A 24,780-nucleotide genomic window follows, 5' to 3' on the forward strand; every position below is an offset into this window, starting at 1 on the left:
AGCAGCAATGAAAAAGGCACCCTCGGGTGCCTTTCTTTTTATCCAAACGATTTATATCGTTTCAAGCCATCACGACAGCAGCAACTTGATGTCATGCGCCAGCGTCTGCGGCCCTTGTCCGTGCTTGACGAACAGGCGGATGTGACCCTGCGGATCGAACACGTAGCTGCCCGCAGTGTGATCCATCGTATAGCTGCCCGGCTGCTTGCCCGGCACCTTCTGGTAGAACACCTTGAATTCCTTGGCCACCTTCTCGGTCTGCTGCAGGTCGCCGCGCAAGCCGAGGAAGCGCTTGTCGAAGGCCGGCACGTATTGCGCCAGCACTTCCTGGGTATCCCGCTCCGGATCGACGGTCACGAAGAGCACCTGCACCCGGTCGGCGTCCGGCCCCAGTTCCTTCATGACGTTGGACATCTCGACCATGGTGGTCGGGCACACGTCCGGGCATTGGGTATAGCCGAAGAAGATCACCACCGCCTTGCCCTTGAAATCGCCCAGGGTGCGCGGCTTGCCGGTGTGGTCGGTCAGCGCAAAGTCCTTGGCATAGTCCAGCCCGGTGACATCGGTATTGTTGAATTTCAGTTCAGGCTTGGACGGCCCGCAGGCCGCCAGCAGCGTTGCGCAGCCGGCCAGCAGCAGCGCCGAGAGGAATCGTTTCATGCGTTCAAGGAATCAGAAACTGCGGAACAGGAAGTAATGGTCCACCAGCAACACCGCAAACAGGATGGACAGGTAGACGATCGAATAAGCAAAGGCCTTGCGCGCGATCAGGTCGGTGTAGTGGCGATAGATCTGCCACGAATACCAGAAGAAGATCGCGCCCAGCACGATGGCCGTGCCCAAGTAGATCAGGCCGCTCATGCCGATGGCGAAGGGCAGCATGCTCACCGCCAGGAGCGCAATGGTGTACATCAGGATGTGCAGTTTGGTGACATCCATGCCATGCGTGATGGGCAGCATCGGCAGGCCGGACTTGGCGTAGTCGTCGCGGCGGTACATGGCCAGCGCCCAGAAATGCGGCGGGGTCCAGATGAAGATGATCATCACCAGCACCCAAGCCTGCATCGGCACGTCATTGGCCATGGCCGCCCAGCCCAGCGCGGGCGGCATGGCGCCGGCCAGGCCGCCGATGACGATGTTCTGCGAGGTCGCCGGTTTCAGGATGATGGTGTAGATGATGGCGTAGCCGACGAAGGTAGCGAAGGTCAGCCACATGGTCAGCGGATTGACCAGGTTGTACAGCACCCACATGCCCAGGCCACCCAGCACGCCCGAGAACACCAGCGTCTGGCCTACCGTGATTTCGCCGCGCGCCATCGGACGGCGGGCGGTGCGGGCCATGCGCGAATCGATCTCGCGCTCGACCAGGCAATTGATGGCGAAGGCCGCGCCGGCCAGCAGCCAGATGCCCAGCGTGCCGAAGATGACCTTGTGCCAGTCCGGCAGGTCAGGCGTGGAGAGAAACATGCCGATCACGGCACAGAACACTGCCAGCTGCGTCACGCGCGGCTTGGTCAGTGCCCAGTACTGGGCGATGCGGTTGGGTTGGGCGGTCAATGTGGTCATGGCGTGACGGGCCGGGCGGATGCTGGTGGAGCAGCGGCGGCCAGGCCGGAGGGTGCGTAACGGACCTTGTAGTTTAACATGACCATCAGGATGACCAGCAGCGCCGCGCCGCCGTTGTGGATCACCGCAATGGCCAGCGGCCAGTTCAGATAGATGGTCGCCAGGCCAGTACAGAGCTGCAAACCCAGCACCGTCAGCATCCAGCGGGCGGTCTTGCGCAAGCCTTCATCACGCAGTGCGCGGTGTGCCAGCCATACAACATACAAGATGACGACAAAGGCAAAACTGCGATGCACCCAGTGGATCGCGGTCAGCGCTTCCACCGGCAGGTAGTCGCCCGAGGAGGTCATGCCGAGGTGGCGCCAGAGCGTGAAGCCATGTTCGAAGTCCATCTCCGGCACCAGCTTGCCGTTGCACAGCGGGAAGTCGGAACAGGCCAGCGCCGCGTAATTGGTGCTGACCCAGCCGCCCAGCGCGATCTGCAAGCCCAGCAAGGCCGCGCCGATGGTGGCCGGCACGACCAGCGCGCGGCCTGCGGGCGAGACCGGCACATGCTCTTCCTGCCGCGCCCCCAGCCAGGCCAGCATGGCCAGGAGCGTCAGGCCCAGCAGCAGGTGGATGGTGACGATGATCGGTTGCAGCTTCATGGTCACGGTCCACGCACCGAAGGCGCCCTGCAGGCAGACGAAGCCCAGCAGCGCCGTCGGGAACCAGGGACGGAACTGCAGTTCGGTCTTGCCCGACTTGATCCAGCGCCGCCAGGCGGCCACCATCAGCACGATGATGAGGAAGCCCACGGCCATGGCGAAATAGCGGTGGATCATTTCGATCCAGGCCTTGGCCCAGGTCACCGGACCAAACGGCATGGCCTCCTGCGCCGCATTGATGTGCTCATGCGCCAGCAGCGGGTTGGCGTGGCTGTAGCAGCCCGGCCAGTCCGGACAGCCAAGGCCCGAATCGGTCAGGCGCGTGAAGGCCCCGAACATGATCAGGTCGAAGGTAAAGAACAGCGTCACCCACACCAGCTTGCGGTATTTGTTGGCCACGCCCTGTGCGCGCCACACCAGCGCCAGGGGAATCAGGGCCACCACGAGCCCGGTCAGGCCCAGTTGTATCAGCGTCGTTGCATTCATCTTGAGTCAAACGTGCGTCACTGCGCGCAGGGGATCCATCGGCATCAGCCGATGGAGGAAGCGCGCAGCAATTTGGAAATGTCCTTCTTCATCTTGCCGGGGTCGGGGTCCTTGGGGAAGCGCATCATCAGGTTGCCCAGCGGGTCGATCAGGTAGATGTGGTCTTCGGCCGAGGTGCCGGCATCGGCCGGCAACCAGGACTGCAATTTGCCAGCGTCAACCCGAAGGATATCGGTTCCGTCGAATTCGCGCAGGAGCAAGGTCGCAATCGGCGCGCGATCCGTGACCAGCCACACGCGCTCGATGCGCTCCATTTCCTTGCCTTGCATCAGCCGCAGCTGGCGCATGGTCAGCAGTTTCTTCTGGCAGGGTTCGCCACAGTCGCCGCGATCGACCTGCAGCATCACCCACTTGCCCTTGTAATCCTGCAGCTTGGCCGGACCGCCATCGATGGCACTGCTGCCGAGATCCGGAATCGGATACTGGCGCGGATCGATCAGCGCACCATAGTTGTTGCGGCTCTGCGGCTTGATCACGTAATAGGTGAGGTAGGAAGCAATGAGCGGTGCGGCACACACGGCCACCACCGCCAGCATCTTCCAGCGGCCGATGCGGCGGCGGCGCGCCTCGTCCACGGATGCGGATTGCGCGGCTTGTGCGGATTGTGCGGATTGCGCTGCTTCAGGCTTTGTCATGACGACCACGTTTGAATCCTGTCACGATGAAAAAAAGAAGGGCCATGCCCGCCAGTGCATACCACTGCACGGCATAGCCGCGATGACGATCGATGCCCAATGAAGGCGCGGGCCAGTCGCGCACCAGGGTATCGGCCGCCGTCCCGCCCTGCTCGATCACCAGCGGTGCCAGCGGCACGCCGCTGGCCTTGGCCAGTGCCGGCACATCCAGATTCTGCAGGATGGCTTGCGGACGCGGTGCATCGGCCGTCCCCAGTTGCAGCACATTCCCGGCATCGCGGCGCAGGAGGCCTTCCACCTCGGTGATACCCGATGGCGGCGCCACCTGCGGCACACGCGTGCGATCGGCAGCATCGCGCGGAGCCCAGCCACGTGCCACGACCACGGCCGGTCCACTGCCCTCGGGCTGGAACAGCGTGAGGACATGGAAACCGACTACGCCGTTGTAGGGGCGGTTCTCCAGAAACAGCGTCCACTGCGCAAGATAGTGGCCGCGCAGGCGGATATGCCGGAACTCCGCATCGCTCGCATCACCTGGCAGCCCACTCAGAGGAGCCTCGCCGCCCCGCGCCTGCATGCGCTGCTGCAAGGCCAGCTTCTCCTCGGCACGATGCGTCTGCCACTGGCCCAGTGCAATACCGGCGGCAGCCACGACCAGCGTGGCGCAAAACGGGATGAGGCGAAAAACGAATCGGGTCGGCATCGATGAAGTTTGGCCTTACAATGAAGCGCACACAGGACAAGAAAAAATCTTGCACATCAGCGTCGCAGCATACCGCATGCACGCCTTCGGAGACAGGGTTCCATCCTCATGAAAATCATCGTCGCCATCGCCTTCATCCTGATCCTGGCCAGCCTGGCCTCGGCATTGATCTTCCTGATGCGCGACAAGGGCAAGAGCAATCGCACGGTCCAGGCGCTGACGCTGCGGGTCGGCTTCTCGGTGGCGCTGTTCCTCTTCATCCTGCTGAGCTACAAGCTGGGCTGGATACAGCCGACCGGCATCCGCTGATGTCATCCGCACGCACCCCACAAAAAAGCCGCACCGAAGTGCGGCTTTGTCATTGTGCAGACGGTGCCCGCCTTACAGCCAGTACACCACCACATACAGGCCCAGCCACACCACGTCCACGAAGTGCCAGTACCACGCCGCGCCTTCGAAGGCGAAGTGATGCGTGGGCGTGAAGTGCCCGCGCAGCACGCGATAGAGCACCACCGACAGCATGATCGCGCCCATGGTCACGTGGAAGCCGTGGAAGCCGGTCAGCATGAAGAAGGTCGAGCCGTAGATGCCGGAGGTGAGCTTGAGGTTGAGCTCGCTGTAGGCGTGGATGTATTCATAAGCCTGGAAGCCCATGAAGACCGCGCCCAGCAGGATGGTCAGGAACAGCCATATAGCCGTCTGCGCGCGATGGCCGGCGCGCATGGCGTGGTGCGAGATGGTCAGCGTCACGCCCGAGGTCAGCAGCAGCAAGGTGTTGATGGTCGGGATCGGGAACGGACCCATGGTGGTGAAATTCTCCACCGTGCCGGCCGGGCCGACATTGCCCCACTGCCCGGCGAAGTCGGGCCAGATCACCTTGTGATCCAGATCGGCCAGCCACGGCATGGTGACGCTGCGCGCATAGAACAGCGCACCGAAGAAGGCGGCGAAGAACATCACCTCCGAGAAGATGAACCAGCTCATGCTCCAGCGATAGGACAGGTCAATGCGCTCGCTGTAGAGGCCCGACTCCGATTCGCGGATCGCATCCCCGAACCAGTAGTACAGCACCACCAGCACCATCAGGATGCCGAGGATATTGACGTAGGGCGCCCACGAGACGCCATTGACCCAGGCCGAGGCCCCGATCATGGTGATGAGCATGGAAATGCCCGCCATCATCGGCCAGCGCGACGGGCCTGGAACGAAATAATGGGGTGCCTTGGCTTGTTGAGAACTCATGTTCTTCTCCCGGTACGAAATCCGATTGTCCTGGCCTGGGCAAGAGCAGCAAAGATGGGCATTAAGCTGCGTTGAATGCTCTTGCGATACAGGGTTTACGTTTCCTTAATGCTCTTTTTCGGTCAGTCTCAGCAAGACTCATCCGCCTGCCGCGCTGCGCACCACCAGCTTGACGATGCTCACCAGCACGGCCACGAAGATCGCCGCACCGAGAATGCCGGCGATGATCACGTGGACCGGATTGAGGCGGGCTGCATCCGACTCGTAATCCTTGCGCTTGCGCACGCCGAAGAAGGACCAGAACACCGCCTTCATCGTCGCGCCGAAGGAGGCCTTGCGCTGCGCCGCCTGTTTCAGCTCATCGTTCACACCCGCTCCCCGGGGCTGGTCAGCCCGCCGTCTTGGCCTTGCCGTTGATCTCGAAGAAGGTATAGGACAGCGTGATCGTGGTCACTTCCTTGGGCAGTTTGGGATCGATGTAGAACACCACCGGCATCTGCTTGGCCTGGTTCGGTCCCAATGTCTGCTGCGTGAAACAGAAGCACTCCACCTTCTTGAAGAAGGCCGCCGACTGCAGCGGTGCATAGCTCGGGATGGCCTGGGCATCCACGTTGCGCGGCTGGGTGTTGACCACTTCGTAGGTGACCTGCGTCATCTCGCCGGGATGCACCTGCATGCTGGCCACCGTTGGACGGAAGCGCCACGGTCCCTGGGCATTGCCATCGAACTCCACGGTGATGGTGCGCGTCTTGTCGATCTGCGTATTGGCCGGCGCTTCCACCGTCACATCCTTGGGCGTGAGGAAATTCACGCCGGTCACTTCGCAGATCTTGCGATAGACCGGGATGAGCGCATAGCCGAATCCGAACATCAGCACCGCCACCACCAGCAGCTTCCTGAACATCACGCGGTTCAGGCCGCGTGATGTCGTCTCTTCTGCCTGATCGTCATCCCTGCTCATTTGGCGAACCAGATACGGTTGATGAAGATGCCGACGAAGAAGGCCAGCGCCACCATCCCCAGCAGCAGGCCGGTGCGCAGGTTGTTGGGTTTCTTGCGTTCGGTCATGAGCTTTGCCTTTGCATTAGGGGCGACGACTTGTGTTATCCACAGGCGCTTACTTCACCACCGGCGGTTCTTCGAAGGTGTGGAAAGGGGCCGGGCTGGGCACGGTCCATTCCAGGCCCTCTGCACCTTCCCAGGGCTTGGCTTCGGCCTTCTTGCCACCCTTGATCGAGGGGATCACCACGAAGAACAGGAAGTACACCTGCGACAGCCCGAACCCGAAGGCACCGATGGAGGCGATCATGTTGAAGTCGGTGAACTGCGCCGGGTAATCCGCATAGCGGCGCGGCATGCCCGCCAGTCCCAGGAAGTGCATCGGGAAGAAGGTGATGTTGAAGGTGATCAGCGAGGCCCAGAAGTGGAACTTGCCGCGCCATTCGTTGTACATGAAGCCGGTCCACTTCGGGCCCCAGTAGTAGTAGCCGGCAAAGAGCGCGAACAGCGATCCGGCCACCAGCACGTAGTGGAAGTGCGCCACCACGTAGTAGGTATCCTGCATCTGGATGTCGATCGGGGTCACCGCCAGGATCAGGCCGGTGAAGCCGCCCATGGTGAAGACGAAGATGAAGCCCACCGAGAACAGCATCGGCGTCTCGAAGGTCATCGAGCCGCGCCACATGGTGGCGATCCAGTTGAAGATCTTCACGCCGGTAGGCACCGCAATCAACATGGTGGCGTACATGAAGAACAGCTGCGCCGTCACCGGCATGCCGGTGGTGAACATGTGGTGCGCCCAGACGATGAAGGACAGGATCGCAATGGAGGCGGTCGCATACACCATCGAGGCATAGCCGAACAGCGGCTTGCGCGCGAAGGCCGGGATGATCTGCGAGACGATGCCGAAGGCCGGCAGGATCATGATGTAGACCTCGGGGTGGCCGAAGAACCAGAAGATGTGCTGGTACATCACCGGGTCACCGCCGCCGGCGGCGTTGAAGAAGGAGGTGCCGAAGTGGCGGTCGGTCAGCGTCATGGTGATGGCACCGGCCAGCACGGGCATCACGGCAATCAGCAGGTAGGCGGTGATGAGCCAGGTCCAGCAGAACATGGGCATCTTCATCAGCGTCATGCCGGGCGCGCGCATGTTCAGGATGGTGACGATGATGTTGATCGAGCCCATGATGGAAGAGGCGCCCATGATGTGCATGGCGAAGATGCCCATGTCCATGCCGGGGCCCATCTGGGTCGACAGCGGGGCATACAGCGTCCAGCCGGCCGCGGTGGCGCCGCCCGGCACCAGGAAGGAACCGGCCAGCAGGAGCGCGGCTGGCGGCAGCAGCCAGAACGAGAAGTTGTTCATGCGCGCAAAGGCCATGTCGGAGGCCCCGATCTGCAGCGGGATCATCCAGTTGGCGAAGCCCACGAAGGCCGGCATGATCGCCCCGAACACCATCACCAGGCCGTGCATGGTGGTCAACTGGTTGAAGAATTCAGGACGGAAGAACTGCAGGCCCGGCTGGAACAGCTCGGCCCGGATCAACAGCGCCAGCACGCCGCCCGAGAGCAGCATGGTGAACGAGAACCACAGGTAGAGCGTGCCGATGTCCTTGTGGTTGGTGGCAAAGAGCCAGCGCCGCCAGCCGTGCGGATGGTCGTGCGCGTGGTCATCGTGAGCGTGCCCATGCCCGTGATCGTGGGAATGATCGGGGGCGTGATCGGCGGTGGTAGTCATGTCCGGTTCTCCAAACGATTACTTGCGGGCGGCCAGGATTTCGGCCGGCTGCACGATGTTTTCCTGGGCCTTGTTGGACCAGCTGTTGCGCGTATAAGTGATCACGGCGGCGATTTCGGTGTCGTTCAAGACACCCTTCCAGGCCGGCATGGCGTTCTTGCCGTTGAGCAGGATGTGGATCTGGCCATCCTTGGGACCATTGACCATCGCGCTACCATCGAGCGCCGGGAAGGCACCCGGCACACCCTTGCCATTGGCCTGGTGGCAGGCCACGCAGTTGGCCGCATAGACCTTCTCGCCGCGCTGCTTCAACTCGTCCACCGTCCAGACCTTGCTGGGATCATCGGCCTTGGCGGCCATTTCCTTCTTCTTGCCCTCGACCCATTTCTTGTAGTCGTCATCGCTGACCACGTTGACCACGATGGGCATGAAGGCGTGATCCTTGCCGCACAACTCCACGCACTGGCCGCGATAGGTACCGATCTTCTCGGCGCGGAACCAGGTGTCGCGCACGAAGCCGGGAATCGCATCCTGCTTCACGCCGAAGGCGGGGATGGTCCAGGAGTGGATCACGTCATTGGCGGTGGTGACGATGCGCACCTTCTTGTTGACGGGTACCACCACCGGGTTGTCGACTTCGATGAGGTAGTTGTCGTTTTTCTTCAGCGTGGGATCGGTGACCTGCTCGCGCGGCGTGGCCAGGCTGGAGAGGAAGGAGATGCCTTCACCATCGCCCTTGAGGTAGTCATACCCCCACTTCCACTGCATGCCGGTGACCTTGATGGTGAGGTCGGCGTTGGAGGTGTCCTTCATGGCCACCACGGTCTTGGTGGCCGGCAAGGCCATGCCGATGACGATCAGGAAGGGCACCACGGTCCAGGCGATTTCCACGGTCGTGCTTTCGTGGAAGGAGGCGGCCTTGTGGCCGACCGACTTGCGGTGCTTGATGATGGAATAGAACATCATCCCGAAGACCGCCACGAAGATGACCAGACAAATGATCAGCATCAGGATGTGCAGGTCATAGATCTGCTCGGCGATCTTGGTCACCGGCGGCTGGAAATTCATCTGCAGCACGGCCGGTCCGCCCGGACTATCCACCACTGCCCAGGCCGGCAAGCCGGCCGCCAGCAGCGAGGCACCGAGGGTCAAGGATTGAAGGCGCTTCGCAAGTTTCATGGATTTCCTCAAAAGCCCAAAATTATAAGAATGAGAGTGCTGCCATCTCGCCACCCCTGGCGGCCAGTTCCTGTTGCAGCTCCTGCACCAAGGCGCGGCGCTGCCACAAGCTCATGAACCGGCCAATTTCCACGCGCTGCCCCCGGCTTTCCAGGGCCACCAGCGACTGCCGGCCCACAGGAAAAGCGATGCGCATGCCATGCAACTGCAAGCTGCTGCGACGCGAACGGCTGCCCTGGATGACTTCCACCTCCAGGCCATGATCGGCCAGCACCAGCACTTCGCGATCGGTGGCGTGACGGGCGTAGACCAGCATGGCCGCGCCCACCGCCACCAGTTCAATGCATGAAAAAACCAGGATGATCCAAGCGCCGCGCAGCGTGAAGCCTAGCGCGACCGTGAGTGAAACCGTACAAAGGACTGCGAAGACCCACGCCAGCTGGCGTGGCGCAATCGAACAATTGCGCTTCAATATCCATTCCCGCGTCTCCATGGCACCTCGCCAGCATGATTGTCGGTCGAGCGTGTCTCTGTCTCTTACCGCAGGGGAGGCTCACTGGATGCGGGCCAGCCCGTTCTTGCCGGGGGCCGTCTTGCGTGGGGCGCTATCCGTGGCTATCCGTTTTGCGGTCTTTATTTATTCTTGCTATTCGTTCGTACTGGAATTTCTTTGTGTGAATTTTTTTACCCATTTGAGTATAAGGGCTAACGTCGCCATGGATCAAGCACGCACCGCCGCATTGACAACGATGGCGCTTCCGGGCTGTCCGGCGGGCCGGGATAGCGGCAGCAGAGCCGCCAGGGGCGCGGCTTTGCGGCGATATGAAGGCTTGCGCAGGAACAGGCAGGGCGTAACGATACAGCAACTATCTGGCAGGCCAGATAGGGCTGGGCGACTAAGCCTTATATGAAGTTTCGACTATCGCGGCGGGCGCTCGAAGCGAATGATGCTCTCGCCAGCCGCAGTGGTCTTGGGCACCGGACGGAAGGCGTGGCCGTAGACGACCTCGAAGGTCAGCGGGATCTTGCCGTCGGCTTTGCGCATGGCCTCGAAGGCCGCCAGCAGGCGCTGGTACTGGCTGCGGCTCATCATGCTGCGGCGCCGCGATTCCAGCGGATTGCCACCCCAGGCGCGCACGTCTTCCAGCAGGCGCTGGGGCGTCTCGTAGGTGACGGTGATGGTTTCCATGTCCATCACCGGTGTGGAAAAACCGGCATTGACCAGCATGTCGCCGAAGTCGTGCATGTCGACGAAGGGCAAGGTGTGCGGTGCAAGATCGATTTGTTCGAAGGCGCTGCGCACTTCGCGCAGGGTATCGGGGCCGAAGCAGGAAAACATCAGCAGGCCCTCCACCCGCAGCACGCGCCGCCACTCGGCAAACACGCGGTCGGGCTGGGGATGCCAGTGCAGGGCCAGGTTGGACCAGACCAGGTCCAGCGCATTGGCCGCCAGCGGCAGGCTGGCGAAGTCAGCACAGGCCAGTTCCGGCCCGCCGGCATTCGGCCCGGAGCCAAGCCACTTGTTGATGGAGCCGAACAGGCGGTTCATGGCCGTCTGCGCGCCGCGCTGGTGGTCGGCGGCTTTGGCCAGCATGCCGTAAGCGCCGTCCAAACCGATCACCTGCGCCTCGGGATAGCGTTTCTGCAGCACCGGCAGGTCGGCCCCTTCGCCGCATCCGGCGTCCAATACTTCACGCGGGGCGATTTTCACCAGGGCCAGGCGTTCCTGCATGCGGGCCGAGACTTCGCGGCGCAGGAAATCGGATTCGGCCACGCGCTGGGGCTGGCCGAAACGGCGGCGCACCAGGGGCAGGTCGATGGGAGCGCTCAGCTTGGCGCTGGCAGAAGGCGGCGGCAGGGACATGGGCAACGGAACAGGAAGATGGACTGCGCAGCAGCGTGGCAAGCTCGGGCGGCCAGCAGAGGGCCGCCGATCCACGGGGCTGATGCGATAATGCGCGTAGTTTAGTCGAAATCCATTTTTCCCGGGCGCACCTCGCATGGATCTCAAATCCTCCAAACCCGCTGCCGCATCGCCCCAGGCCAAGCCTGGCACCGCCTATCGCGCCGTCGGCGGCAAGCCGGCCCGGCCGGGCAAGCCATCCGGCCCCGGCTGGCTGCAGCGCCTGCTGGCGCATGTGCCGCAACTGCTGCCGTCTTCCTGTGCACTGTGCGGCGCGGCCGGACGCGAGACTCTTTGCGCGCCCTGCCACAAGCGTTTCTACACGCGCCAGCACCGCCGCTGCATCCAGTGCGCCCTGCCCATGCCGGTGACCGGCAAGGAACTGCGCTGCGGCGCCTGCCTCAAGGATCGCCCGGCTTTCGACGCCACCATCGTGGCCACCGATTATTTCGCCCCGTCCGACCAGTTGGCGCTGGCCCTGAAGTTCGGCGGCGACCTGCGCCTGGCACCGCTGCTGGCGCGATTGATCTTCGATGCCACGCGGCGCAATCCGGTGCCGGGCAGCGACGTGCAGCTGCCGATGCCAACCTTGCTGGCCCCGGTGCCGCTGGGATTGGCGCGGTTGCAGGAACGCGGTTTCAACCAGGCGCTGGAAATCGCCCGGCCGCTGGGCAAGCTGATGGACATCCCGGTGCAGCCGCGTCTGCTGGAACGCAAGAAGGAAACCGAGGCCCAGTCGGCCCTGCCGGTGGGGGCACGCGCGCGCAACGTGCGTTCGGCCTTCGCCCTGCCCTTCGCGGCCATGGACCAGGTGCGCGGGCTGCATGTGGGCATCGTCGACGACGTCATGACCACCGGCGCGACCTTGAATGAAGTGGCGATCGTGCTCAAGCGGCACGGCGCCCGGCGCGTGACCAACCTGGTCTTTGCGCGCACCCTGCCGACCTGAAGCGGGTCGGCCGTCCTTTTTATTGCAGGAGAGTTTTTTGTTCCACGTCGTCCTGGTCGAGCCGGAGATCCCCCCCAATACCGGCAACATCATCCGCCTGTGCGCCAATACCGGCGCGCAACTGCACCTGGTGGAGCCGCTCGGCTTCCCGCTCGATGACGCCAAGATGCGGCGTGCCGGGCTGGATTACCACGAATACGCCAACATGCAGGTGCACAAGGACTGGGACCAGTTCCTGGCCCATCGCCGCCAGGATCCGCAATTCGATGAAACACGCATGTTCGCCATGACCACGCATGGCTCCACGCCCTTTGCCGGCCTGGCCTTCCGTCCGGGCGACACCTTCGTGTTCGGCTCGGAAACGCGCGGACTGGCTCCGGAGCGGCGAGAATCCTTCCCCACTGCACAGCGCATCCGCCTGCCGATGCGGCCGGGCAATCGCAGCATCAACCTCTCCAATACGGTGGCGGTGGTGGTGTATGAAGCCTGGCGGCAGAATGGCTATGACGGTGGCAGCTGACGATCCGCTGCATGTATGAAAAAACGGCTCCCGAGGGAGCCGTTTTCGTTGGTTGCGCCGGTCAGCCCAGCAGCAGGGCGTCGTCCGAAAGCTTCTCGCCGCGCGTCTGCTCGAACATCTTGAGCAGGTCCGGCACGTCCAGCCCGGCGCGTTCGGGGCCGGAGACATCCAGCACCACGCGGCCCTGGTGCAGCATCACGGTGCGGTCGCCGTAGTCCAGCGCCTGGCGCATGCTGTGGGTCACCATCATGGTGGTCAGCTTGGCCTCGGAGACGATCTTGGCCGTCAGTTCCAGCACGAAGGCGGCCGTCTTCGGGTCCAGCGCGGCCGTGTGTTCATCCAGCAGCAGGATGCGCGAAGGCTGCAGCGAAGCCATCAACAGGCTCACCGCCTGGCGCTGGCCGCCCGAGAGCAGACCGATACGGTCGGTGAGGCGATTTTCCAGGCCCAGGTTGAGGATGGCCAGCTTCTCGCGGAACAGCTCGCGCATCTTGCCGCGAATGGCGAAGTTGAAGCCGCGGCGGCGTCCACGGGCCATTGCCAGCGCCATGTTCTCCTCGATGGTCAGCGCCTCGCAGGTACCGGCCATCGGATCCTGGAACACGCGCGCCACCATGCCGGCGCGATCCCACGCCTGCTTGCGGGTGACGTCGGTGCCGTCGATTTCGATCTTGCCGGTATCGACCAGCAGGTCACCGGAGATGGCGTTGAGGAAGGTCGACTTGCCGGCCCCGTTGGAGCCGATCACGGCCACGAACTGGCCGGTCGGGATCTCCAGCGAGAGGCCGCGCAAGGCCGGGTTCTCGATGGGCGTGCCGGGATTGAAGGTGATCTTGAGATCGGTGGCTTTCAACATTTCAGGCTCCCTTTCTCAGCAGTTTCAGTTTGCGCTTGCCCATGGGCAGCACCAGGGCCAGCATCACCAGCACGGCCGTCACCAGGTTCAGGTCCTGCGCCTGCAGGCCGATGAAGTCGCTGTTGAGCGCCAGGGCAATGAAGAAGCGATACAGGATCGCGCCCAGGATCACCGCCAGCGTGGTCCACACCAGACGGCGCGCCGGCAGGATGTTCTCGCCGATGATGACGGCGGCCAGGCCGATGACGATGGTACCGATGCCCATGGAGATGTCGGAACCGCCCTGGGTCTGTGCAAACAGGGCGCCGGCCAGTGCCACCAGGGCATTGGCCAGGGCCATGCCGGCCAGCGTGGCGCGGCCGGTGGCGATGCCCTGGGCACGCGCCATGCGGGCATTGGCACCGGTGGCGCGCATGGCCAGGCCGATCTCGGAAGAGAAGAACCAGTCCAGCAGCAGCTTGGCGCCAGTCACTACCACCAGCAGGATCAGCGGTCGGGCCACGTAGTCGGGGATAGCGTCCGGCTGCAGGATGCTGAAGATGGTCGGCTCGGAAATGAGCGGCACGTTGGGCTTACCCATGACGCGCAGGTTGATCGAGTACAGCGCGATCATCATGAGGATACTGGCCAGCAGGTCCATGATCTTCAGGCGCACGTTCAGCCAGGCGGTGATGAAACCGGCCAGTGCACCGGCCAGCAACGCGACGAAGGTGGCGAGGAAGGGATTGAAACCGGCTGCGATCATGGTGGCGGCCACGGCACCGCCCAGCGGGAAGCTGCCGTCGACGGTCAGGTCAGGGAACACCAGGATGCGGAAGGAAATCAGCACGCCGAGGGCCACCAGACTGAAGATCAGGCCGATCTCCAGAGCGCCCAGGAGGGTATACAGCGACATAAAAAGGACTTTCTAAAAAAAACACATTCGGCACGGCGCGGTACGCCAATGCCGAATGTCTTCTGCGTGGCGCCGGCGCTGCACGGGTGGTGCGGCGCCGGCGGTGCATGGCCGACGAATCAGACTGCGGTCATGCTCAGTTTCAGTTGAGGACCTTGGTGGCCGACTTCAAAAACTCCGGCGACAGGGTCACGCCCTGCTTCTGCGCCGCCGAGGTATTGACGTACAGCTCAAGATTCTTGACCGGCGACGAGGCAATCTCGCCGGCCTTCTCGCCCTTCAGGATACGGGCCACGACCTTGCCGGTCTGGCGGCCCATGTCGTAGAAGTTCACGCCCAGGGCGGCCACGGCACCGCGCTTGACGCTGCCGGTGTCGGAGGCGATCAGCGGGATCTTGGCATCGTTGCAGACCTTGGCCAGCGACTCGAAGACCGAGACCACGTTGTTGTCGGTGGTGGTGTACATCACGTCGATCTTGCCGATCAGGCTCTTGGCGGCCGGGGCCACGTCCACCGAACGGGGGGCGGCGGCTTCCACCAGGGTCAGGCCGGCTTTCTGCAGCTCGCCCTTGAGGTTGTTCAGGGCCGACACGGAATTGGCTTCGCCCGGATTGTAAACCACGCCCACGCGCTTGGCCTCGGGCACGACGCGCTTGATGACCTCGACCTGCTTGACCGGGTCCAGCATGTGCGACAGGCCCGTCACGTTGGTGCCGGACGGCTTCCAGTCCTTGACCAGCTGCGCGGCCATGGGATCGGCGATGGCCGAGTAGACGATGGGGATGCTCTTGGTCGCGGCCACCATCGGCTGCGCCGAGGGGGTGCCGATGGCCACGATCACGTCGGGGTTGTCCCCCACGAACTTCTTGGCGATCTGGCCGGCCGTACCGGCGTTGGCCTGGGCGCTCTGGAAATCCCACTTCAGATTCTTGCCGGGCTCGAAGCCCTCGGCGATCAGTTCGTCCTTGGTGCCGTCACGCACGGCGTCCAGCGCCGGGTGTTCGACGAAGGAGGTGATGGCCACCACCTTCTCGGCGGCCAGGGCCGACGCGCAGATGGCGCTCAGGGCGAGCGCGCCGGCGATGGCGCGCAATGACTTCGATACTGCAAACATGGTCCTCTCCTCGTTCATGGTGGTCAGGCCTCGGCGTTCCTCTCGACCGGGCCCGTTATGCGTATGGGCAGATCTTGCTGCGTTGTTGCGTCGTTGCGGCCAGATACGGAAGATCCCGCATGGCAGCGGGATCTTCGGGCGATACCTGGTTTATTGCTTGATGACGGTCTTGGCCGAGCTCACCAGTTCCGGCGACAGGGTCACGCCCTGCTTCTGGGCAGCGGCGGTGTTGACGAACAGTTCCAGCTTGCTGCTGGTGGCCGAGGCGATGTCGCCCGGCTTTTCACCCTTGAGGATGCGGCCGACGACCTTGCCGGTCTGGCGGCCCAGGTCGTAATAGTTCACGCCCAGGGCAGCGATGGCGCCGCGCTTGACGCTGTCGGTGTCGGAGGCCACCAGCGGGATCTTGGCGTCGTTGCCGACCTTGACCAGCGCTTCATAGGCCGAGACCACGTTGTTGTCGGTGTTGGTGTAAATCACGTCGACCTTGCCGATCAGGCTCTTGGCAGCCGAACCGACGTCCACCGAACGGGGCGCAGCGGCTTCCACCAGGGTCATGTTGGACTTGGCCAGCAGTTCCTTCAAGGCCTTGACCACCACGGCGGAGTTGGCTTCGCCCGGGTTGTAGACCATGCCCACGCGCTTGGCGTTGGGGACCACGCGCTTGATCAGGTCGATTTGCTTGTCCAGTTCCAGCAGGTCGGACACGCCCGTGACGTTGGTGCCGGAGGCTTTCCAGTCCTTCACCAGTTGGGCTGCGACCGGATCAGTCACGCCGGAATAAACCACCGGGATGCTCTTGGTGGCCGACACCAGGGCTTGGGCCGAGGGGGTGGCGATGGCCACGATGACGTCGGGCTTGTCGCCGACGAACTTGCGGGCGATCTGGGCGGCGGTGCCGGTGTTGCCCTGGGCGCTCTGGTATTCCCACTTCAGGTTCTTGCCGGCTTCAAAGCCTTCTTCCTTCAGCTCGTCCTTCACGCCGTCACGCACGGCGTCCAGGGCCGGGTGTTCGACGATGGCGGTCACGGCAACCGATTTGTCTGCAGCCATGGCCGGGGCTGCGCAGACGGCAGCCAGGGACAGGGCGGCGACCATCGCGCGCAGTGTCAGCTTGTTGGTGTAGGACATGCAGTCTCCCTTGGAAAAATGTGAACGAAAAACCAAAACCCCGAAAAGACGCTAAGTCTAGCCTAGCGCCTGTCAACAATCAATTTGCATGAAGGCCCGCTGCCGCCCGCGCTGGCAGGCGGGCCGGGCGGCTCGCATTGCGGGACATCCCCTGATCGGGATCAAACAGCGCGCCGGGCAAAATGGGACGCGGGCGCTATAATCAGGCCCCATGTCTTCCCGCCTGCGCCCCTCCTCCACACGACTTGCCTTGCGCCGCCCCTGGCTGCGCCTGCAAGTGTGGACCAGCCTGGCGCTGCTGCTGGCGATGGTGGCCGCGCCCTGGTGGCAGCAGGCCGCCGCGCGCACCCTGCGGGACAGTCCAGCCATGGCCATCTGCAGCGTAGGCGGCGGCGCTTCCGGCAATGCACCGCCGCATCTGGCGGCCAGCCATTGCCCGCTGTGTTGCGGCGGCCAGGCGGCCACGCCGGCACCGGAGGCTTCCTTCGATACCACGGTCCTGCCGGGCATCAGCTATCCGCTGGCCGGCACCGCGCTACGCCTGCGTTCGCTCAGCCTGGCACCGGGTTCGCCCCGGGCCCGTGCGCCACCGGCCTGAACCCGCCGTCCCCCGGGCCTTTGCGCCTACCCCTGCGGGCTGTACGCCCGCACTCCAGACATGAACAGAACAACCAGGAATCACTGATATGAAGCATTTCGTCCAAAAGCTGGCCACCCTGGCCATCACCTCCGCCCTGCTGGCTGCCGCTCCGCTGTCGCAGGCCCATGAATACAAGCTGGGCCAGCTGGAAATCGGCCATCCCTACGCCCGCGCGACGGTTCCGGGACAACCGGCCGCCGGTGCCTACCTGAGCATCGAGAACAAGGGCAGCGCGCCGGATCGCCTGGTGGGCGTGTCCTCGCCGGTGGCCAAGTCCGGTGAAATCCACACCATGGCCATGGAAGGCAACGTCATGAAGATGCGCGAGCTCGAGGGCGGCCTGGAAGTCAAACCCGGCCAGAAGATCGCCATGCAGCCGGGCAATGGCTACCACATCATGCTGATGGGCCTGTCCAAGCCGCTGCAGACAGGCGAGAAGGTGCCGGCCACGCTGATCTTCGAGAAGGCCGGCAAGGTCGACGTGACCTTCAACGTCGAAGACCGCAATGCGGCAGCGGCGGGCAAGGATGACATGAAGGACATGAAGGGCCACATGCACCACTGATCCACCGGGCAGCCTGAAACGGCAAGGCCGGCAGCGAGCGATGCTCCTGCCGGCCTTGTCGTTTGCAGCGTACCGCGATCAGCCCGCCAGCTTGCGCACCTTGGCCAGCAGCTTGGTGGTGGAGCGGTCATGCTCGAAGGCAATCGACAGCACCTGGCCGCCATAGGCCGCCACGGCCTGGCCTTCAGGAATGGCGTGCATGTCGTAGTCGCCGCCCTTGACGTAGATCTCCGGACGCGCCTGCTGCACGGCTTCCAGCGCCGTATCTTCATCGAAGGGGACCACCAGCGAGACCGATTCCAGCGCCGCCAGCACCGCCATGCGGTCTTCGCAGGTGTTGATGGGGCGGTCATCGCCCTTGCCCAGGCGCTTGACGGAGGCATCGGTATTGGCCGCCACCACCAGCGAAGCGCCCTGGGCGCGGGCCTGCGCCAGGTAGGTCACGTGGCCGCGATGCAGGATGTCGAAGACGCCATTGGTCATCACCACCGGCTTGGGCAATTGCGCTACGCGCTGCTGGAGTTCGTCGCGGGTGCAGAGTTTGGATTCGAAGTCGGCCATCTTGATCGGGATCGGTTCGGGTGAGCGGGTGATTGATTGCAGAGTGCAGGATGAAAAAAGCCGCAACCTGGGTTGCGGCTTTCGTGATTGTACTGCCTTGCTGCCTGTGAAGGATTTTTCCCTGTCAGGCGGCCGCCGCGCCCGGCGGCAGGATGCGCTGGGTCACTTCCTTGCGGTAGCGGTTCAGTTCCTGGACGTTGCTGAAGGTACGTTCAAACAGCAGCGACATGTTGTGCAGGATGCGGTCCACGACCTTCTTTTCCCACTCGCCGTCGAACTTGATCTGGTTGTCCAGCCAGCGTTCCAGCCATTCCGGATCCGGCAGGCGGCTCTGGACGGTGTCGTTGGGGAACAGCGCCTGGTTCACGTGCAGGTTGGTCGGGTGCAGCGGCTTTTCGGTGCGGCGCGCCGAGGCCATCAATACGCCGATCTTGGCGAAGGCGGCACGGGCCTTGTCGCCCACTTCGTTCAGGGCCTTCTTCATATAGCGCAGGTAGGCGCCGCCGTGGCGGGCTTCGTCCTGGCTGATGATCTTGTAGATCTGCTTGATGACCGGCTCGGTGTGCCAGTCGGCGGCACAGCGGTACCAGTGGTTCAGGCGGATCTCGCCGCAGAAGTGCAGCATCAGGGTTTCCAGCGGCGGGGCGGGATCGAACTCGAAGCGCACGTTGTGCAGTTCTTCTTCGGTCGGGCACAGGTCCGGACGGAAGCGGCGCAGGTATTCCATCAGCACCAGCGAGTGCTTCTGTTCCTCGAAGAACCATACCGACATGAATGCCGAGAAATCGCTGTCCCCGCGATTGTCGCGCAGGAACATCTCGGTAGCCGGCAGGGCCGACCATTCCGTGATGGCGTTCATGCGGATGGTCTGCGCCTGTTCGTCGGTGAGCAAGGAAGCGTCGAACTTGTCCCAGGGAATATCCTTATCCATATTCCAACGGACCTGCTCTAGCGATTTGAACAATTCTGGGTACAGCATCTCAGTATGTGCCTATATGCGTTAAGTGTTTGATTTTAACAAGATTTTCCCGATCCATACTAAAACGGCCACGTTTCAGCAATATGACAGCGCCCCGGCGCGGCTGCGCCCAGGGCCAGGCTCTGCCATGGCGAGGATCAGGGGGAATTTGGCTTGCGGGAGGCTGGCTTCTTGTTTTGCCGGGATTGTACAACAGCCGTCCGGGCCGGCGCGCTCGTATTTTCCGCACGCTTGGGCGCTTTCTTGACCGGTGGCTTCTTCGGTGCCGTCTTGGCCCCCTTGGCCGGCTTGGGAGCGCCAGCAGGCTTGGCTTTGACGCCTGCCTTGGGCTTGGGGGCAACTGTCTTATTTTCGCTACGCTTGGGGGCCTTCTCGGGCTTGGGCGGCTTGGCGGGCTTCAACAGCGGCTCCTGCTCAGCCAGGCCACCGGCAAGGGCGTTGCCGACGGCGTGCTTGAATTGCTCCTGCAACACATTCCACCAGGCATTGGGATTGGCGATGGCGGACTGGAAATCCGGGGCCGGCGGGGCGCTGCCCTCGGCTTCTGCGGCGGGCTCGGCATCGGCCTGCGGTGCGGTGGCTTGCTCCTCTGCAACTTCAGGAGCGAAAGCCGTTTGCTCCTCTTCTTCAGGTGTTTCCTCTGGCTGGGCACCTGCTCCCGGCCACATCGGGAAACCGAAGGGGAAAGCCGGGGCCGCGCTGCCCTCTTCCTCCGCCGGGGCCTCGGCCTGGGGCGTGCCGCGCGAGGCCATGATCTCGCTCATGGCCTGCAGGGTGGAGAGGGTGGCGCTCTGTACTTCCAGGGTCTGAATGGTGGCCTTGAGCATGTTCAGGTTCAGCTCCAGCCAGGAGGCCACGGTCTTCAGGTCGCTGATCTTCTTGTTGATGTCCTCCACCGACAGCGAAGGCGTGGCCATGGCGGGGGCGCCCATGCTGCTCCACATCTTCTTCATGAAATCGATGGTATCGGCTACCGAGCCTGCGCCCGGCATCTGCTCATGGTTCAACATTGATCGCTCCTCTTGTTGTGGTGTCGTGCTCAGCGTGGCGGGCGCTGCATCCGGCAGGTGCTCGGCAATGCGGTCTGCTCGGCCGGGATGAAGCGCTCGGTACGGAATCCGAAGCCGCTGCCCTCATTGTCGAAACGGATGCCGCCGCTGTCGGCGCGCTGCATCTGCATCAGGTAGAGCGGCTGGATCAGCTGATGATCCTCGGCCCGCAAGGTCGCCTCGTGGAAGGCGTTCTGATAATGCGCGCCTTCCAATGCATATGCAACCGCCTTGGGATCGGTGCTCTTCGCTTTTTCGATGGCCTTGACCAGCATGTCGATCATCACCTGCATGCGCAGGTAGAGGTAATCATCCTTGGGCTGCGGGTAGCGCTTGCGAAAATCCTGGTAGTAGGCGTCGCTGGGCGAGCCCGGATTGCCGCCCGCATTGGGATGCCATTCCGCCACCGCACGCACTACGCCCACACCCGCGTCCCCAATGGCCGCAGGCGCGCCCAGGCTGTTGGCATAGAAGGTGTAGAACTTGGCCTTGAAGCCCGCATCACGTGCAGCCTTCACCAGCAGCGTCAGGTCATTGCCCCAGTTGCCGGTGATGACGGCGTCGGCCCCGGCGCTGCGCATCTTCGCGATGTAGGGGGCGAAATCCTTGATCTTGCCGATGGGATGCAGCTCGTCGCCGACGATGGCGATATCGGGGCGCTTGGCCGTGATCTGCTCGCGCGCGGCCTTGGCAACCTGGCGGCCGAAGCTGTAGTCCTGGCCGATCAGGTAGACCTTCCTGGTCGCCGGATCGGCCTTGATGGCTTCGGTCAAGGCCTGCATGCGCATGTCGGCACTGGCATCGAAGCGGAAATGCCAGAAGCTGCATTTCTCGTTGGTCAGCGTCGGATCGACCGCCGAGTAATTCAGGAACAGCACGCGCCGGTCCGGCTCGCGCTGGTTGTGCTTGTTGACCGCATCGATGAGCGCGGCGGCCACGGCCGAGCTGTTGCCCTCGATCAGGAAGGGGATGCGCTCGTCGGTCAACTGGCGGAACTGCACCAGCGAATCCTCCACGCCCAGCTTGTTGTCGAAGGTGGAGAGCTGCAGCAGATGCCGGCCATCGGGCAGGTTCACGCCGCCGCGCGCATTGACGCGCTCGATGGCGTAACTGATGTTGCGCACCACCGCTTCACCGGCATTGGCGAAGGGACCGGAGAGCCCATCAATCATGCCGATGCGCACCGGCGGCAAGGGCGCGGCAACGCTGGAAACAGGGGTGGACACGGCGGCCAGCGCCAGCAGGGCGGCCGGGAACATGCGCAGGGGCAGGCGGGAAGACAGGGACAGGTTCATCGATTCTGCAAGAGACAGCGGCAAAAACCGCATTGTACGTTGTTTGAAATGGCCCTCCTTTACCCTGCGCCCCCACGACGCTCATTGCATGATCCGATACACTGGCGGGCATGAGCGAAGTTTCCCGTCCCACCCGGCGCTGGCCGCGCCTGCTGATCCTGATTGCATCAAGCCTGGCCCTGCACGCCGCACTGGTGGACTGGGGCCGGCGCCAGATCGTGATGCCGGGCCAGACGCAGGAACAGGCCATCACGGTGGAACTGCGCCCGGTGCCGCCGCCCGAACAACCGGTGGCGCTGCCGGTGCAACCGAAGAGGGCCAAACCGGCTGCCACCCTCCCTCGTGCGACACCGCAGCCACGGCGCGCCCCCGAGCCCTCCGTCGAACCGCCTGACGAACCGATCCGCGAGACGGTCGAACGCATCACCACGCCCGCCCCGGAAGCGCCGCAAACGGCCGCAGCGCCCTCCCCTGCAGAGACTACAGGCCCGGCCTCGCCAGGCAACGGAGAGGGCAGCGGCACCGCCAGCACCGCCAGCACCCCAACCGGCAGCGGCGACGCGCCCGAGGCTGCCACCGGCAAGCAATACCAGACCAGCGCCCCGCCCAGCGTGCTGCTGGAATACGACGTCACCGGTACCAAGGACCAGCAGCCGGCCTACGGCCGCGGCAGCATCGCCTGGCACAACGAGGGCGATCACTACAAGGTGGAAGGCAAGGCCAAGGCGCTGTTCTTCACGCTCCTCAATTTCACCAGCGTGGGCGAGCTTGATGCCTGGGGCGTCTCGCCCGAGCTCTATACGGAACAGAAGGGCTTCAAGTCGGCCACCAACACCCACTTCAACCGCGAACGCAACGTGGTCAGTTTTTCCGCCTCCACCACCAGCTACCCGCGCCGGGGCGGCGAGCAGGACCGTTCCAGCCTGATCTGGCAACTGGCCGCCATCGGCCGGGGCGATCCCGGACAACTCCAGCCGGGCGCGGTGATCGACCTGTTCGTGGCCGGCGTGCGCGATGGCGAAATCTGGCGCGTGCAGGTGCTGGGACAGGAAAGCCTGACCCTGCCCGTCGGCACCGTCCAGGCCTGGCACGTGGTGCGCCAGCCCAAGCCCGGCTCCTACGACGACCGCGTCGATATCTGGCTGGCCCCGCAGCATGAGTGGTATCCGGTGCGGGTGCGCTATACCGACCTGCGGCCCAATGGTGACTACACCCAACTGGACTTGTCGGGCCTCAAACCGGTGGCCCCGTAAGACCAGATCCTGCAAGCCCTGTCAAAATCGGAAACAATTGCGCACAATTACGCGCCCGGACGGCAGAACCGCGACCCGGCATTTTGGTCGTATTCCTTCATATGGCTCGGCCTTGCCTCATCGCCTAGCCCCACAGAGACCAACACGAAGAGCTCGCCATGACATTTCTTTCATATCGCCTCAAATCCACCCTCGCTGCGCTGCCCCTGGCCGCCGTGCTGGCCGCAGCCCCGGCCCTGGCCGCCGACGGCCCGCATCCGGTGGACAAGCGTCCCTTCAACCTGCCGCCCTCGGCCGAGCTGCATTACGCCATCACCGCCAAGCAAAGCGGCCTCGACTTGAAGGGCGAAGGCCTGGTGAAGTGGACGCAGAGCAAGACCGCCTACAGCGTCAACACCGAGACCCGCGCCATGCTGCTGGGCAAGATCCTGGAAACCGGCAGTGAAGGCAGCATCGACGCCTATGGCCTGGCGCCGTCGCGTTTCGTCGAAAAGCGCCTGCGCCGCGAACCGACCACCACCACCTTCAATCGCGAACAGAACAAGATCACTTTCACCGAGTCGGCCGAGAGCTTCCCGCTACAGGGCGGCGAGCAGGACCGCACCGGCATCACCTGGCAGCTCGTGGCGATCGCCCGCGCCAATGCTGCCAAGATGAAGCCGGGTTCGGTGTGGAATTTCTTCGTGGCCGGGCCGCGTGATGCGGAGCAATGGACCTTCAAGGTGGTCGGCAGCGAAAAGATCAAGACTGCCCAGGGCGAGACGGAGGCGCTGCACCTGTTCCGCAATCCGCCCCCGGACGACCAGGCCCAGAAACTGGACATCTGGCTGGCCCCCAAGATGGAGTGGTATCCGGTGCGCCTGAAGTTCACCGATCCCAATGGCGACTATATCGAGCAGGTGCTGGATTCGGTCAAGAAAACCAACTAAGCTTGCCGCTATTGCAGGCGCGGGGCCCGGCCGGCAGCGATGCCGCCCGGCCCCGCGTCCGTTTTCGCCCCCATCACGCGCCTGATTCCCCCGATTCCGTTGACTTGCTGAGCCCGACCATGTCCGCCATTCCTGCCACTCCCGCCATCACCCCGACCCTCAACACCCAGAGCGCCCTGGTGCTCTTCTCCGGCGGCCAGGATTCCACCACCTGCCTGGCCTGGGCGCTGTCCCGCTATCAACGGGTGGAGACCATCGGCTTCGACTACGGCCAGCGCCATGCCATCGAACTGGAAGTGCGTCCGGCCCTGCTGGAAAAGATGAAAGCCTTCTCGCCCGAATGGCAAGCGCGCCTGGGCGAAGACCACATGATCGACCTGTCGCTGATTGGCAAGATTTCCGATACGGCCTTGACGCGCGACGTCGCCATCGCCATGCAGGACAACGGCTTGCCCAATACCTTCGTGCCCGGCCGCAACCTGCTGTTCATGACCGTGGCCGCCACGCTGGCTTATCGCCGTGGCTTGAACGTGCTGGTCGGCGGCATGTGCGAGACCGATTTTTCTGGCTATCCCGATTGCCGTGACGACACCATGAAAGCCCTGCAAGTGGCGCTCAACCTGGGCATGGCCACGCAACTGAAGGTGGAAACCCCGCTGATGTGGATCGACAAGGCCGAGACCTGGTCCCTGGCCGAATCACTGGGCGGCACCACGCTGGTGGACCTGATCCGCGCCGATACCCACACCTGCTACCTGGGCGAACGCGGCCAGCTGCATGACTGGGGCCATGGCTGCGGCAAGTGCCCGGCCTGCGAACTGCGCGCCCGTGGCTATCAACAGTACGCAGCACGCAAAAGCGCCGGGTAATCGGGCACAATAGGCTC

General features: G+C 63.5%; 29 protein-coding genes. 8 read left to right on the forward strand and 21 right to left on the reverse strand.

Annotated elements, in window-relative coordinates:
* Positions 1–69: 69 nt before the first annotated feature.
* Genes ACLRDN_RS21605 through ACLRDN_RS21625 form a run of 5 tightly spaced genes read right to left on the reverse strand, consistent with a single transcriptional unit; the run spans position 70 to position 4,097 of the window.
* Positions 70–660, reverse strand: coding sequence for an SCO family protein (locus tag ACLRDN_RS21605; RefSeq protein ID WP_413457941.1), 591 nt, complete (start codon positions 658–660; stop codon positions 70–72).
* Between the two features lie 12 nt (positions 661–672).
* The gene (gene cyoE / locus ACLRDN_RS21610) at positions 673–1,566 is read right to left on the reverse strand and encodes a heme o synthase (RefSeq protein ID WP_134223499.1); all 894 of its coding nucleotides are present in this window, start codon (positions 1,564–1,566) and stop codon (positions 673–675) included.
* Positions 1,563–2,699: a COX15/CtaA family protein gene (locus tag ACLRDN_RS21615; RefSeq protein WP_209569341.1), complete on the reverse strand. Its 1,137-nt coding sequence runs from the start codon at positions 2,697–2,699 to the stop codon at positions 1,563–1,565. Before ACLRDN_RS21615 ends, cyoE begins: the two co-directional genes overlap by 4 nt.
* A gap of 44 nt (positions 2,700–2,743) precedes the next feature.
* A complete protein-coding gene (locus ACLRDN_RS21620) occupies positions 2,744–3,394 on the reverse strand; it encodes an SCO family protein (protein ID WP_413457942.1) in 651 nt (216 codons plus the stop codon).
* Positions 3,381–4,097, reverse strand: coding sequence for an SURF1 family protein (locus tag ACLRDN_RS21625; RefSeq protein ID WP_413457943.1), 717 nt, complete (start codon positions 4,095–4,097; stop codon positions 3,381–3,383). Before ACLRDN_RS21625 ends, ACLRDN_RS21620 begins: the two co-directional genes overlap by 14 nt.
* Positions 4,098–4,205: 108 nt before the next feature.
* Between ACLRDN_RS21625 and ACLRDN_RS21630 the strand changes: the two genes are divergently transcribed.
* Positions 4,206–4,406: a twin transmembrane helix small protein gene (locus ACLRDN_RS21630; protein ID WP_006461519.1), complete on the forward strand. Its 201-nt coding sequence runs from the start codon at positions 4,206–4,208 to the stop codon at positions 4,404–4,406.
* A 72-nt stretch (positions 4,407–4,478) separates the two neighbouring features.
* Here the strand turns inward: ACLRDN_RS21630 and ACLRDN_RS21635 are convergent, their stop codons facing one another.
* The 8 genes from ACLRDN_RS21635 to ACLRDN_RS21670 form a co-directional block, all read right to left on the reverse strand.
* Positions 4,479–5,339 carry a cytochrome c oxidase subunit 3 gene (locus ACLRDN_RS21635; RefSeq protein ID WP_413457944.1) on the reverse strand — a complete coding sequence of 287 codons (861 nt, stop codon included), beginning with the start codon at positions 5,337–5,339 and terminating at the stop codon, positions 4,479–4,481.
* Positions 5,340–5,477: 138 nt separating this feature from the next.
* Positions 5,478–5,708, reverse strand: a complete 231-nt coding sequence (locus ACLRDN_RS21640; protein WP_413457945.1) for a DUF2970 domain-containing protein — start codon at positions 5,706–5,708, stop codon at positions 5,478–5,480.
* 19 nt (positions 5,709–5,727) lie between these two features.
* Complete coding sequence (locus ACLRDN_RS21645) at positions 5,728–6,300, reverse strand: cytochrome c oxidase assembly protein (protein ID WP_034332707.1); 573 nt, start codon at positions 6,298–6,300, stop codon at positions 5,728–5,730.
* Complete coding sequence (locus ACLRDN_RS21650) at positions 6,297–6,407, reverse strand: cytochrome oxidase small assembly protein (protein ID WP_413457946.1); 111 nt, start codon at positions 6,405–6,407, stop codon at positions 6,297–6,299. The genes ACLRDN_RS21645 and ACLRDN_RS21650 overlap by 4 nt, the downstream gene beginning before the upstream one ends.
* 49 nt (positions 6,408–6,456) lie before the next feature.
* A complete protein-coding gene (gene ctaD, locus ACLRDN_RS21655; protein WP_034332709.1) occupies positions 6,457–8,076 on the reverse strand; it encodes a cytochrome c oxidase subunit I in 1,620 nt (539 codons plus the stop codon).
* An 18-nt stretch (positions 8,077–8,094) separates the two neighbouring features.
* On the reverse strand, positions 8,095–9,255 hold the full coding sequence (gene coxB, locus ACLRDN_RS21660) for a cytochrome c oxidase subunit II (protein ID WP_413457947.1): 1,161 nt from the start codon (positions 9,253–9,255) through the stop codon (positions 8,095–8,097).
* A gap of 22 nt (positions 9,256–9,277) precedes the next feature.
* Complete coding sequence (locus ACLRDN_RS21665) at positions 9,278–9,748, reverse strand: DUF2244 domain-containing protein (protein WP_413457948.1); 471 nt, start codon at positions 9,746–9,748, stop codon at positions 9,278–9,280.
* A gap of 426 nt (positions 9,749–10,174) precedes the next feature.
* Complete coding sequence (locus tag ACLRDN_RS21670; RefSeq protein ID WP_413457949.1) at positions 10,175–11,119, reverse strand: methyltransferase domain-containing protein; 945 nt, start codon at positions 11,117–11,119, stop codon at positions 10,175–10,177.
* A gap of 136 nt (positions 11,120–11,255) precedes the next feature.
* Between ACLRDN_RS21670 and ACLRDN_RS21675 the strand changes: the two genes are divergently transcribed.
* Together ACLRDN_RS21675 and ACLRDN_RS21680 are read left to right on the forward strand one after the other, a co-directional pair.
* Positions 11,256–12,107 (forward strand): ComF family protein, encoded by an 852-nt coding sequence (locus ACLRDN_RS21675; RefSeq protein ID WP_286865193.1) that lies wholly within the window; start codon positions 11,256–11,258, stop codon positions 12,105–12,107.
* A gap of 37 nt (positions 12,108–12,144) precedes the next feature.
* Complete coding sequence (locus ACLRDN_RS21680; RefSeq protein WP_088756819.1) at positions 12,145–12,627, forward strand: tRNA (cytidine(34)-2'-O)-methyltransferase; 483 nt, start codon at positions 12,145–12,147, stop codon at positions 12,625–12,627.
* 61 nt (positions 12,628–12,688) lie between these two features.
* On the opposite strand, the gene ACLRDN_RS21685 is transcribed toward ACLRDN_RS21680, so the two are convergent.
* The 4 genes from ACLRDN_RS21685 to ACLRDN_RS21700 all read right to left on the reverse strand — a co-directional run bounded on the left by ACLRDN_RS21685 (position 12,689) and on the right by ACLRDN_RS21700 (position 16,623).
* On the reverse strand, positions 12,689–13,483 hold the full coding sequence (locus tag ACLRDN_RS21685; RefSeq protein WP_034331301.1) for an ABC transporter ATP-binding protein: 795 nt from the start codon (positions 13,481–13,483) through the stop codon (positions 12,689–12,691).
* A 1-nt stretch (position 13,484) separates the two neighbouring features.
* Entirely contained in the window at positions 13,485–14,378 is an 894-nt protein-coding gene (locus ACLRDN_RS21690; RefSeq protein ID WP_413457950.1) for an ABC transporter permease, read from the reverse strand.
* A 142-nt stretch (positions 14,379–14,520) separates the two neighbouring features.
* Complete coding sequence (locus ACLRDN_RS21695) at positions 14,521–15,492, reverse strand: ABC transporter substrate-binding protein (RefSeq protein WP_187697720.1); 972 nt, start codon at positions 15,490–15,492, stop codon at positions 14,521–14,523.
* A 150-nt stretch (positions 15,493–15,642) separates the two neighbouring features.
* Complete coding sequence (locus ACLRDN_RS21700) at positions 15,643–16,623, reverse strand: ABC transporter substrate-binding protein (RefSeq protein WP_034331297.1); 981 nt, start codon at positions 16,621–16,623, stop codon at positions 15,643–15,645.
* A gap of 211 nt (positions 16,624–16,834) precedes the next feature.
* Between ACLRDN_RS21700 and ACLRDN_RS21705 the strand changes: the two genes are divergently transcribed.
* Both ACLRDN_RS21705 and ACLRDN_RS21710 read left to right on the forward strand, forming a co-directional pair.
* On the forward strand, positions 16,835–17,221 hold the full coding sequence (locus ACLRDN_RS21705; protein ID WP_413457951.1) for a DUF2946 family protein: 387 nt from the start codon (positions 16,835–16,837) through the stop codon (positions 17,219–17,221).
* 88 nt (positions 17,222–17,309) lie between these two features.
* The gene (locus ACLRDN_RS21710; protein WP_413457952.1) at positions 17,310–17,828 is read left to right on the forward strand and encodes a copper chaperone PCu(A)C; all 519 of its coding nucleotides are present in this window, start codon (positions 17,310–17,312) and stop codon (positions 17,826–17,828) included.
* Between the two features lie 78 nt (positions 17,829–17,906).
* On the opposite strand, the gene rfaE2 is transcribed toward ACLRDN_RS21710, so the two are convergent.
* The 4 genes from rfaE2 to ACLRDN_RS21730 form a co-directional block, all read right to left on the reverse strand.
* Complete coding sequence (rfaE2, locus tag ACLRDN_RS21715; RefSeq protein ID WP_034331294.1) at positions 17,907–18,389, reverse strand: D-glycero-beta-D-manno-heptose 1-phosphate adenylyltransferase; 483 nt, start codon at positions 18,387–18,389, stop codon at positions 17,907–17,909.
* A gap of 124 nt (positions 18,390–18,513) precedes the next feature.
* Entirely contained in the window at positions 18,514–19,368 is an 855-nt protein-coding gene (locus ACLRDN_RS21720; protein ID WP_209584517.1) for a ferritin-like domain-containing protein, read from the reverse strand.
* Positions 19,369–19,505: 137 nt separating this feature from the next.
* Positions 19,506–20,378 (reverse strand): PhaM family polyhydroxyalkanoate granule multifunctional regulatory protein, encoded by an 873-nt coding sequence (locus tag ACLRDN_RS21725; protein ID WP_413457953.1) that lies wholly within the window; start codon positions 20,376–20,378, stop codon positions 19,506–19,508.
* Positions 20,379–20,407: 29 nt separating this feature from the next.
* Positions 20,408–21,712: a branched-chain amino acid ABC transporter substrate-binding protein gene (locus ACLRDN_RS21730; protein WP_413457954.1), complete on the reverse strand. Its 1,305-nt coding sequence runs from the start codon at positions 21,710–21,712 to the stop codon at positions 20,408–20,410.
* A gap of 110 nt (positions 21,713–21,822) precedes the next feature.
* On the opposite strand from ACLRDN_RS21730, the gene ACLRDN_RS21735 reads away from it, so the two are divergent.
* The 3 genes from ACLRDN_RS21735 to queC all read left to right on the forward strand — a co-directional run bounded on the left by ACLRDN_RS21735 (position 21,823) and on the right by queC (position 24,763).
* A complete protein-coding gene (locus ACLRDN_RS21735) occupies positions 21,823–22,965 on the forward strand; it encodes a DUF3108 domain-containing protein (RefSeq protein WP_413457955.1) in 1,143 nt (380 codons plus the stop codon).
* Positions 22,966–23,123: 158 nt separating this feature from the next.
* Complete coding sequence (locus tag ACLRDN_RS21740; RefSeq protein WP_413457956.1) at positions 23,124–23,894, forward strand: DUF3108 domain-containing protein; 771 nt, start codon at positions 23,124–23,126, stop codon at positions 23,892–23,894.
* 119 nt (positions 23,895–24,013) lie between these two features.
* A complete protein-coding gene (gene queC, locus ACLRDN_RS21745; protein ID WP_413457957.1) occupies positions 24,014–24,763 on the forward strand; it encodes a 7-cyano-7-deazaguanine synthase QueC in 750 nt (249 codons plus the stop codon).
* Positions 24,764–24,780: the final 17 nt, after the last annotated feature.

The sequence above is a fragment of the Herbaspirillum huttiense genome (assembly GCF_047300815.1).
In the GTDB taxonomy this organism is placed as follows: domain Bacteria; phylum Pseudomonadota; class Gammaproteobacteria; order Burkholderiales; family Burkholderiaceae_D; genus Herbaspirillum; species Herbaspirillum huttiense_A.